Source organism: Vibrio sp. 1180_3, from assembly GCF_029478545.1.
Lineage (GTDB): Bacteria > Pseudomonadota > Gammaproteobacteria > Enterobacterales > Vibrionaceae > Vibrio > Vibrio aestuarianus.
Genome location: NZ_SJFM01000029.1, coordinates 43253 through 54552, shown reverse-complemented (window position 1 = coordinate 54552; position 11300 = coordinate 43253). Strand labels below are relative to the sequence as shown.

Genomic DNA, 11300 nt, shown 5'->3' with positions numbered 1-11300 from the left:
TGACACTGACCATCAGCAATGGTGGCAGCGCAAGCACAGTGACGCTGAGCCTGAATGAAGACGGCGAGATAAGCGACAGCAACTACAGCTACAACAATGGCACCATCACGTGGACAGAAACCGTGGCAGAGGGCGCAAGCATCAAGGTCGATGCAACGCAGACCGACCGCGACGGCAACGTGTCGAAGGAAGGCAGCGACGAAGCGAAAGTGGATACCATTGTCCTAGCTGAAATCGATATTCTCAATATTGCAGAAGATCATAGAATTAGTGCTTCAGAGGCAAATGGTGATGTTTTAGTTGTGGGTTTTGCGAATAAAGATGCTCAACCAGGTGACAAAATTGATTTTTACATCGGTAATAAATTGATCGGTTCTGGTGTTGTGTCAAACGTCCCACATTTAGATAGTAGTAATAACCAAATTGGTTACAAGTTTGAATCTATAGTCAAAGGTTCAGATCTCATTCCAGAAAATATCACTGAAGGTAGTGCAATTCTAACAGCCAAACTAACGGTTACAGATACTGCAGGTAACACTACTGTAGCGACTACAACTGAGCCGTACTTCTTTGATGTCATTGCACCTGATTCACCGACGATAACTAAGGTGACGGATGACTCTGTCGCTTCAGATTACTCGACTGTCACTTTACATGGTACTGGTAGTGAGCCGGGCAATACCATTGAAGTGTTTGCTAAAGATGCCAACGGCAATTATGTTTCTATTGGAACTGCGCAAGTTGTTGATGGAAATCCTGAACCTACTTGGACTTTGGATATTTCGAATGAAGCTGCGATTCCATTGAATGATAACGAGTTCCTGTATGCTAAAGAAACCGACACCTTTGGTAATACCAGTGAAGCATCGAAAATTGTTCATTACTACCATGGTACTTATGATCCGGCTCTTTCAGAGGTGACGGATGACTTCGTTTTACTTGGTAAGGGTGATGATTTACTGAAAGTCGACCAAGATGATGCTAACGATATGTTAGTGGCTGATGGTGGTGCAGGGACTGATACCGCTCAGTTTAATTTCGCTTCTGATGCAGCAACATTTATGCTTAACAGCGACGGCTCTGTGACTATTACTGAAAATAATGGTGACGTTAATACCTTTATCGAGTTTGAGCAGTTTAAATTTACAGACGGTACTAAGAGCTTCTCTGAACTCTTCGCTCCAATAGTCACTCTCGAAAGAGACAATGACGAGATTATTGACAGTAATAGAGACAGCGTTGGATTCACTGTCAAACTTCCGATTGGTGCGATTGTTGGTGCTACTTTATTACTTGTTATCGAAGGGAATCAAACGTCTATAGAACTTAATGCTTCACATATTGCCGCAGGAGTAATCACTCAGAGCATTTTAACTTCGGATATTGAAGGTGATGAATTAACGATTTCTGCCGAACTTCAATATCCGGGTCAAGATAGTGGTATTGAGTTTAAAGATAGTGATGCACTTGGTGTCAATACATTACCAGTGGCAAAAAATGATGATGTTGCGACTGATGAAGATAAGACGATCACGATTAATGTTTTAGGTAATGACAGCGATGCGGATAATGATGCATTAACCGTTACTGCGATAGTCCCGGCTGAACAAGGTTCGGTTAGTATTGTTAATAATCAAGTTGTGTTTACGCCAGCAGAAAACTTCACAGGTAAAGCGACGATCAGTTACACCATTACGGATAGCCAAAAAGGTTCCTCTGCTGCTGTTGTGGAAGTGGCTGTAAATTCTATTAACGATGCACCTGAGCTTACTGGTGATCTGAGTGCAAGCATGGATGAGGCGGGGACATATACTCTTACTGCTGCTGATTTAGGCTTTAAAGATGTCGACGACAATGCAGATGGCGTTGTATTTACCATTAGTAATTTAAGCAGCGGCTTGGTTTATGTTGATGGTGTGGAAGCTACTATTTTCACGGGAACCCAGCTTCAAGCCGGTTTAGTGACCTTTGTTCATGATGGTTCTGAAACCTTAACTGCTTCGTTTAGTGTGAATGTTGAAGATGGTAATGAAGACAACAGTGAACCAGTAAATAGTACGTTTGAGTTTACCGTTAATCCGGTTAACGATGCACCTACAGCTGCGGGTGGAAATGTTGATGCTCTAGAAGATTCAGTTACCAATATTCAGTGGGCGTCTCTTGGTGTATCAGATGTTGATTCTGCAGAAGCTGCTCTTGGTGTAATAATCACGTCGCTACCAATTAACGGTATTCTCGAATATAAAGATGGTGATAATGGTTGGAAGCCAGTACAGGAAGAGCAAACCCTCGATAAAGCGACGTTCGATTCGAATCAAGTAAGGTTCATTCCTGCTGCTAATGAATCAGGTAGTGATGTCTACAATGAATCAGGCATTGGAGATCAGAATAATGATTATGTGCATATTGGTTTTAAAGCAACAGATGGTCAGATTAATAGCATTACAGAATCAACCTTAATCATTGATATTAAACCAGTGGCGGATGCTCCCAACTTAGATATTGTTGAACCTGATCTTGTGTTACCGCAACAGGTATTTAACGTATCAACTTGGGATAATGTCGTAATTGCTGCTAAGTATGATCTTGGTAATGGAGTCTCTGGAGCTGAGCTTATCGCACACTTATCTGCCCTAGACGCATCGGTAGCTAGTCAGAGTACCACTGCAAATGCGGAAGATAGTGCAAGTAATGCAACATCACCTAACCAAGCCGTTCTCCTAACAGGTCTAGTTTATCTTGAAGCTGGTACCAGTTATGATTTCGTGGGACGAGGTGATGATAGCCTTGCGATTACCATTGGTGGGCAGTTGGTTGATCAGGCTCGTTGGGGCGTTTCTAGCGGGCAGATCATCGGTAGTGAATTTACTCCACAAATATCCGGTTATTATCCAATTTCTATCTATCACCATAATCAGAATGGACAAGGTAATTTTGATGTTAATGTCTCTATTGATAATCAATCTGCTGTAAATTTAAGTAATAGTAACCTTTCTATAGTTACTAATGTTGATGCTTTAGAAGCTTCTGAGCTAAGAATTTCAGGACTGCAAGTCGATGAAAATGGCGTAGAGTACTACGATGTTTACCAGGTTAATGAAGGTCGACAAGATAGCGCAATACCTCTCTCAGAGATTGATGCTTCACTGAGTGATATTGATGGTTCAGAGTCTCTGGCTATCTTACTCAGTGGTTTACCGCAAGGAGCAATAATCAGTGATGGTACACATAGTGTTACGATCAGTACTCAAGGTAATGTTGATGTCTCAAATTGGTCTCTTGACTCATTAGTGGTAACACCGCCACTGGGTAGCCATGATGATTTTACCATCACAGTTACTGCGACCAGCACAGAAAAAGCGAATGGTGATCAAGCTCAGTCGACACAAGATATCCATGTGGTTGTACATGAACAGTCTCCGACGGTTACACAGAGCGATCATTATAGTGGCAACGAAGATCAAGTTATCACGGGTAATGTACTTCTCAATGATAGTGATGAAGATGATGCGTTGAGTATCACTAAAATCTCCGTTGAAGGTCAAGAGCATCAGGCTGGTCAGTTTATAGAGATTGATGAAGGTATTTTGGTCGTTAGTGTTAACGGTAACTTTAGCTTTGAGCCAACGCAGAATTGGTCTGGAACAGTACCGACGATTGTATATACAACGAATACAGGTAAAACAGATACCTTAACGATAGAGGTTAAGCCTGTTGCTGACGCGCCAAATGTTACGGCAGTATTCGGGGATACAATTAACAATAATGTATCTTTGAGTAGCGAATTACATCTAAAGTTGGTTAATGCAGACTCTTCTACGACATTTACAGCAGAAGAGTTAAATGAGCTTGGGCAGTCTTTAAATGGTTCATTTATGGGGGCCAATATCGTTGGTTCCGGCTTAAATGACATTATTATTGGTACTAATGATGGTGATTCATTATCCGGTGAACAAGCTTATTGGAATGGTAAAGATTGGGTAACAACAGGTAATGATATCTTTATCGGTGGGGCTGGCAATGATGCTATTTTTGGCGGAAACGGCTCTGCAACTGATTTAGGGCTAGATACGGTCGTATATAGCGGTAATCTCGCTGACTACACTCTTGATTTTTACACTAATCACGGGAATTCATCAAAACCGTATTGGCATGTTAGTGACAGTAATGAACATGATACTCAGAATACCAACAATCCATATTCAGAAGGCGAGCATCTTTACGAAATTGAACGCCTTATCTTTGCTGATGCCATAGTCGAGCTTAATCAAGATGGTACCTATACCGTTGTTCAAGAAGCAGAAACTGAATTTAATCTTGCAGCATCTTTGGCAGATAGAGATAGCAGTGAATTCCTCGATGAAATTCAAATCAACGGTCTTCCTGATGATGCAAAAATTATCAACAAAGATACAGGTGAAGTGCTAGGTCGTTTCCAGGAGGTTGATGGGGAGCACATTTGGATTATTGATGTTCAAGGTATAGCAACTCAACATATCAATTACGATAACCTCGTAGTGCGTTATTCATCAGCAGACCCACTGGATGTTGATGTTACTGTAGTGGCGAAAGAGACTGCTCTTGCCGATTCTGATTTAGGTGCAAGCACAACAGTTAATGTAGCATCAAGCAGTGATGTCAATGCCGATCAGGGAGGAGCTGCTCCTACAACTCTTATTACACTGGCTCTTGATTCATCAGGAAGTATGAATACAAAACCACTAGTCAGTGACTTAGATCAAGATGACCCGGATAGACACAAAACTCGAATGGAGTTGGTACTTGAAGCATCTATTTCGCTATTGGAAAATGTTCAATCTCAACAAGGCTCAGATAAAGCACTAGTCCAGTTAGTGGACTTTGATAACCAATATACTGAAAAATCTGATAGTCACGCTGTTTCATTAGGTTGGTATACGGTGGACAATGCACTTGCTTTGCTACGGGATGTCATAAAAGGAATGGATAAGGCAAACGGTAATAGCTACTCAGGCTTGTTTGACCCTGAAGGTGGTACTGATTATGAAGAAGCTGTATATGCCATCATGAATGGATATAAAGATAGTCAATTCCCTTCAAATATAATTGGTCAAACTAATGACGTAATTTACGTCATTAGTGATGGAGAAAATAACAGTGGTTGGAGTTCTCAGGTTAACCAACTATGGAATGAGTTTATTGAAGGCAAGCTAGTAACAGCGGTTGGTGTCGGAAGTGAAGATAGTATCCCTAAATCGGGTCTAAACGAGTTGGCAGGTGCAAATGGGGAAGTGGTATTCATCCCAGACTCTGAAATAAAAGCGACACTACCACAACTGCGCCCAACTATCGGCCACATAGGTTCACTATTACTTGCAATATCTGGTATGGATGCAAATGAAGTTGTGATTGATGCGACTAAGGCTCAGATACTTCAGACAATAGACAGTAATGGTAACGTAGAAAATCAACCGTCTGGGTTAGATTTTCTTGTTGATAATATAGGTAAAGAGCTTGTTGTTGAGACTCAATATGGTGATTTCCGAATTGGACAAGATGGTTCTTACTTCTTCCAACCAAATCAAGGTGCACCAACCATTGAATCTGGTAAGTCAGTTGCATTTGAAGTATTAATTACTGTGAAAAATGCAGCGGGTATTGAATCAGAACAACTCGTTACGCTTAACGTTAACCATAATGGAGAAATCAATCCATCAACAACTTCATCATTTAATGCATCTACTGGGGATGACCAATTTCGAGGAACAGATAATCATGACATTATCCTTGGTCATGAAGGAAACGACGTATTGGATGGTAGTTTAGGTGACGATATTCTATTTGGTGGAGCCGGTGATGATATCTTAATTGGAGGCTATGGTAACGACATCCTAACTGGTGATGAAGGTGCTGATATCTTCAAATGGGTTGATATGGATACGGCGACTGATAGAGTGACGGATTTCAATGCCGCGGAAGGTGATCAGTTAGATCTGTCTGATTTGTTTTCTGATATGGAAAAAGACGATATTACGGCTTTGCTTAACGATTTGAGTTCTGGAGATAATGAAGGCCATGTAAATGGTGTCGACGTGATTATTACCCAAGATAGCTCGGCTGCGACCTTGAGCATCAGTAAAGGTGGTGAAAAACTCACTATTGATTTCGATGGAGCATCCGCCGTCGACATTACTTCTAATTTGATGGATAACTTAAATCATTTAAAGGATTAAAATAAGAAAACCGGAGCTTGAAAGGGCTCCGGTTTTTTATGTTGTCTGGATATCTTTGGTTACTGCTAGAGTGAATAGTTGTTTGCTGTGCTTGGTATTATAAAACCTTACAAGCAAACCCTTTCAAATAAAAACCTTCAGGATAGGCTGAATCTGTAAGGTGGTCGGCAGCTTGCTCGAATCTCTCTACAAACTTAACGCTGCGGCCTGCATCCAAGGCGGCATCAGCAATTATTTTTTGAAATAGGTCGGTTCCCATTAAGCCAGAGCATGAGTAGGTAAGCAGTGTTCCGCCTGGCTTTAAAATTTGCATGGCGAGCATGTTAATATCTTTATAACCATTTGCCCCTGATGTTAAGTTATTTTTGCTCGATACAAATTTTGGTGGGTCCATGATGACCACATCAAATTGTGTACCTTGATCACGGTACTCACGTAGCAATTTAAAAACATCGGCATTCAGGAAAACGGCTCGTTTTTTAGAAATATCAAAATTGTTAATTTCAGCATTATATTTAGCGGTATCTAGTGCTGGCTGAGATACGTCGGCATTGATAACACGCTGTGCACCACCTTTTAGGGCGTATAGGCCAAAACCTCCCGTGTAGGAAAAGCAGTTAAGAACCTCTTTATTTTTAACATATTTTAAAGATTTTTGGCGGCTATCTCGTTGATCAAGGTAGAAACCAGTTTTGTGTCCACCAATAATATCGACGCTTATTTTTACCCCATTTTCTTCAATGATGATTGATTTTGGCGGTTCTTGACCGTGAAGCACACCGGTTGTTTCATCAAGACCTTCTTTTTTACGCACCGCGACATCTGAGCGCTCGTAGATACTGCATTCAGGGAAAACTTGGATAAGAGCATCAACGAGCGAGGATTTGTGGAACTCGGCACCAGCACTAAGTAGTTGGCAAACTAGGTAGTCTTGATATTTATCGATGGTTATCCCAGGTAAGCCATCTGACTCAGCAGCAATAAGTCTAAAACCTGTCAAGCCATCTCGCGCGATAATATCTTCACGTACTAGTAAAGCGTCTTTGATTCGTTGAACAAAGAAATCCGTATCAATTTCTCTTTTGTCAAAGCTCCACACGCGCGCTCTAATTTGAGAGGTGGGGGAATAGGCTGCTTTAGCTAACCACTGGCCGTCATGGGTAAGTACATCTACCGTTTCACCGAGGCCAGGTTCACCTTCAACCTTATTGATTCCTCTCGAGAAAATCCAAGGATGTTTACGGCGTAAAGACTTTTCTCGGCCTTTTACTAGATAAATTGCAGGTGTCATAGGTTACTCGATGAAATATTCAAAATGGGGGCGTATTTTCATAGAAAAGGTTATGGAAAGCAAATAAAGAAACAGAGATACGCTATATGTTGGATTGCTAATTACTTGATCTTTAAAAGTCATCATTCATTACGATTTTTAATCAATGGGATATCCATCAATTCAACAAGCATTTATCTATTCCATAATATTAAATAAATGGTAGGTTTGTTGGGTTTAGGTTCAAATTACCAATGTATATGGTTTAGATGAGATAGCGAGGTATTCATGGCGACGCAATGCGATAAATTTGTAGTCTCAGGAATAGTGCAAGGGGTTGGTTTTCGTTACCACACAGCACATTATGCCTTGAAACTAGGTTTAACAGGGTACGCTAAAAATTTAAATAATGGTGATGTAGAAGTGATAGCCGTTGGAGATAGCGACAACATAGAACAGCTTTACCAATGGATTAAACAAGGACCAAAGACTGCGCAGGTTAAGTTTGTGATGCGTGAAAGTGGTTTTGCTTCTGAAAGTTTTAAAGGTTTTGAAATACGATAAGGCTATTTAGTGAGCCTTATCGTATATATCTTATAAGCACTTCGCGGGTTTAGGCAGGCCTGCAAGTTTGGTTGCTTGTTTAGCTGGGCCTTGTTTAAATAGCTTAAACAAATACTTACTATTACCTTTTTCTGGTCCATGTGCTTTTTCCATGGCTTTTACAAGCATGCGTACAGCAGGGGACGTATTAAATTCTTCATAAAATTGGCGAACAAAGTGAATGACTTCTAAATGCGCATCCGTCAATTCGATCTCTTCATGATTAGCTAAAATTTGGATCATGCCTTCTTCCCACTGAGTGTGGTCAAGCAGGTAACCTTGAGCGTCAGTTTCGATGATTTTACCGTTGTATTCGAACATGTGAGTTCCTCAAATAACGATTTGCCGCTAGGGTATATCACGGTATGGCTGATCTCAACTATTTAGAAAGTAAAAAGCCCGAAAGCGTTCGCTTCCGGGCTTTTTCTAAACGGCTAGATTAGTCGTCGTTCATGATACCTAGAATGCTCAGTAAGCTGATAAACAGGTTCAAAATATTCAAATACATTGAGATAGTTGCATTGATGTAGTTAGTTTCTTCACCTCGCACGATACGGCTTGTATCAAACAAAATAAAGCCAGAAAATACGAGCGCTGAAATGCTACTAATAGCAAGTTGAGCTACTGTTGAGCCAACAAAGATATTAATAAGTGCCGCAACAATAACGATGATAAGGCCAGCCATTAAGAAACTTCTCATGAATGAAAAGTCTTTTTTAGTCGTTATGGTATAAGCGGATAGACCCATAAAAACTAGGCCAGTCAAACCTAAAGCTTGAGCAATAATGCTTGGACCATTTGGAATCGCCACATAATGGTTCAGCATTGGCCCCAAGGCACCACCCATTAATGTAGTAAATACAAACGTCCAAACGATACCTGAAGAAGAGTTAACTGCTTTAGGCATCACAAAGAAAAGGATTCCGATGGCGGCTAGTTGCATAACTAACGCCATCATTGATGATATTTGCATAGCCATGGTAGCCATTGCTGCAATAGCACTGGTCATTAGCGTCATTGAAAGTAAGAAGTATGTATTCTTCAATACTTTATTCGTTTGTAATGTGCTCTCTAAACTTGCTGAGCGAGTAAACATAGGGCTGTTCATAATCTTCCTCGTAAGGGTTTATGTCTTTAAGTACATTTATGGGGCTGAAAGTTCCATAAATCAAGCCCGATGTACCATTTCTTTCGTTCCATAATAGTAAAAATAGTCACGGACATGTAAATGAATGTGTAACATGATGTGTCGGTTAACATAAAAGAAAAAGAGGTGAAAAACACCTCTTTTATCAATTGGTTAGTAATTAACAATCAAAGCTTGTTAATTAATGATGCAGAATTTGAGAAAGGAAGTTTCGTGTTCTGTCTGATTGCGGGTTTTCAAAGAACTCAACTGGGTTGTTTTCTTCAATGATTTCACCCGCATCCATAAAGATAACTCTATCGGCGACTTCTTTAGCAAAGCCCATTTCATGCGTCACACAAAGCATAGTCATGCCTTCTTCAGCCAACTCGACCATTACATCCAGTACTTCCCTAACCATCTCTGGGTCAAGCGCCGATGTTGGTTCATCAAATAACATGACTTGTGGGTTCATACATAATGAGCGAGCAATGGCAACACGTTGCTGCTGACCACCAGAAAGTTGACCTGGATATTTGTCCGCTTGATCTGGGATCTTCACCCTTTCTAAATACTTCATTGCGATAGCTTCGGCTTCGCCCTTAGGCATTTTCTTGACCCAAATAGGAGCTAGGGTGCAGTTTTCCAATACAGTTAGGTGAGGGAATAAATTAAAGTGTTGAAAACACATGCCGACTTCGCGGCGAACGGCTTCGATATTTTTTAAATCTTCAGTTAACTCATTGCCTGCAACGATAATTTGACCTTTTTGATGCTCTTCAAGTCGATTAATACAGCGAATCATGGTCGATTTACCTGAGCCGGAAGGGCCACAAATAACGATTTTTTCGCCTTTTTTCACCGTTAGATTGATGTTTTTCAGTACGTGAAACTCTCCGTACCATTTATTCATATCATTAATCTGAATCATGACTTCTTCAGAGGGAGCTAGTTTGTGTTGTTGCGTCATAATACGTCCTTGAATTCTTGATTATCGTTTGTGACCAGTGTGGAGTTTATTTTCGAGCCATATCGAGTATCTCGACATACCAAAACAAAACACCCAGAACACTAACGCGACAAATATATAACTTTCGGTCGCAAAGCCTAACCATTCAGGGTCAGTATTTGCTGCTTGTCCAATGCCTAAAACGTCGAACATACCGATAATGAGTACCAAACTGGTATCTTTAAATAAACCAATGAAAGTATTCACAATTGATGGAATGGTGATTTTTAGCGCCTGAGGCAAAATAATTAAACTGATTTTTTTCCAGTAGCTCAAGCCAAGCGCATCTGCTGCTTCATATTGACCTTTTGGTATCGCTTGTAGGCCACCACGAATCACTTCAGCCATATAAGCCGCACTGAACATCACGACCCCAATCAGTGCGCGGATCAGCTTGTCTGTTTCTGAGCCTTCGGAAAGGAACAGCGGTAGCATAACCGACGCCATAAACAGTACAGTAATCAGAGGAACGCCACGCCAAACTTCAATATATACAGTACATAAGCTACGTATAATTGGCATGTCTGAACGACGACCTAAAGCCAAGGCAACACCGATTGGTAATGACACCACAATACCGACTAAAGCGATGATCAATGTTACGAGTAGGCCACCCCACTTATGCGTATCAACAACTTCTAATCCAAAAAAACCACCGTACAGCAAAGCTGCAACCATAAATGGATAGATATTGACAAAGAATAACCATATCCATGTTTTTTTAGGCGTTTTTTCATACGCAAGTAGTACAGTGAAAATCGCTAGTGTGAAATAGAAAAGGCGAGGGCGCCAAAGTTCAGCTTCAGGGTAAAAGCCGTACATGAACTGATCCCATCTAACACTGATAAACACCCAACAAGCACCGTCACGAGTGCAATCATTACGTGTACTGCCTATCCAATCGGCATTGAATATTGCCCAATTAAAGACATACCAAATCAAGGATAGAGCTATATAACCGAGGACTAATGTAAGAATCGAGTTTACGGCGTTGTTAAAAAGGTTTTTTCGTAACCAACCGACCAGACCAACAGTATTAGCAGGAGGCGGAAGGCTAGGCTGAAATTGATGTACTTTCAT

At 40.8% G+C, this 11300-nt stretch carries 7 protein-coding genes; 2 read left to right on the top strand and 5 right to left on the bottom strand.

Annotated features, from left to right (window positions below; all coding sequences use genetic code 11):
• Positions 1-38 precede the first annotated feature (38 nt).
• Positions 39-6212 carry a cadherin-like domain-containing protein gene (locus tag EYW48_RS16230; RefSeq protein ID WP_277432676.1) on the top strand — a complete coding sequence of 2058 codons (6174 nt, stop codon included), beginning with the start codon at positions 39-41 and terminating at the stop codon, positions 6210-6212.
• A 97-nt stretch (positions 6213-6309) separates the two neighbouring features.
• Here the strand turns inward: EYW48_RS16230 and EYW48_RS16225 are convergent, their stop codons facing one another.
• Positions 6310-7503 (bottom strand): class I SAM-dependent methyltransferase, encoded by a 1194-nt coding sequence (locus EYW48_RS16225; RefSeq protein WP_171981816.1) that lies wholly within the window; start codon positions 7501-7503, stop codon positions 6310-6312.
• Between the two features lie 267 nt (positions 7504-7770).
• Here EYW48_RS16225 and yccX point away from each other — a divergent pair, with 267 nt between their 5' ends.
• Complete coding sequence (gene yccX, locus EYW48_RS16220; protein WP_277432675.1) at positions 7771-8046, top strand: acylphosphatase; 276 nt, start codon at positions 7771-7773, stop codon at positions 8044-8046.
• 30 nt (positions 8047-8076) lie between these two features.
• Here yccX and EYW48_RS16215 read toward each other — a convergent pair whose 3' ends face one another.
• The 4 genes from EYW48_RS16215 to EYW48_RS16200 all read right to left on the bottom strand — a co-directional run bounded on the left by EYW48_RS16215 (position 8077) and on the right by EYW48_RS16200 (position 11300).
• Positions 8077-8406: a TusE/DsrC/DsvC family sulfur relay protein gene (locus EYW48_RS16215; protein ID WP_053311585.1), complete on the bottom strand. Its 330-nt coding sequence runs from the start codon at positions 8404-8406 to the stop codon at positions 8077-8079.
• 118 nt (positions 8407-8524) lie between these two features.
• The gene (locus EYW48_RS16210; protein WP_053311584.1) at positions 8525-9193 is read right to left on the bottom strand and encodes a Bax inhibitor-1/YccA family protein; all 669 of its coding nucleotides are present in this window, start codon (positions 9191-9193) and stop codon (positions 8525-8527) included.
• A 220-nt stretch (positions 9194-9413) separates the two neighbouring features.
• Complete coding sequence (locus EYW48_RS16205; protein WP_053311583.1) at positions 9414-10181, bottom strand: amino acid ABC transporter ATP-binding protein; 768 nt, start codon at positions 10179-10181, stop codon at positions 9414-9416.
• 21 nt (positions 10182-10202) lie between these two features.
• Positions 10203-11300: an amino acid ABC transporter permease gene (locus EYW48_RS16200; RefSeq protein ID WP_277432674.1), complete on the bottom strand. Its 1098-nt coding sequence runs from the start codon at positions 11298-11300 to the stop codon at positions 10203-10205.

Bases quoted from the DNA above. Each gene is read 5' to 3' on its own strand.
- EYW48_RS16225 (WP_171981816.1), bottom strand. From the start codon at position 7,503: ATGACACCTGCAATTTATCTAGTAAAAGGCCGAGAAAAGTCTTTACGC.
- yccX (WP_277432675.1), top strand. From the start codon at position 7,771: ATGGCGACGCAATGCGATAAATTTGTAGTCTCAGGAATAGTGCAAGGG.
- EYW48_RS16215 (WP_053311585.1), bottom strand. From the start codon at position 8,406: ATGTTCGAATACAACGGTAAAATCATCGAAACTGACGCTCAAGGTTAC.
- EYW48_RS16210 (WP_053311584.1), bottom strand. From the start codon at position 9,193: ATGAACAGCCCTATGTTTACTCGCTCAGCAAGTTTAGAGAGCACATTA.
- EYW48_RS16205 (WP_053311583.1), bottom strand. From the start codon at position 10,181: ATGACGCAACAACACAAACTAGCTCCCTCTGAAGAAGTCATGATTCAG.
- EYW48_RS16200 (WP_277432674.1), bottom strand. From the start codon at position 11,300: ATGAAAGTACATCAATTTCAGCCTAGCCTTCCGCCTCCTGCTAATACT.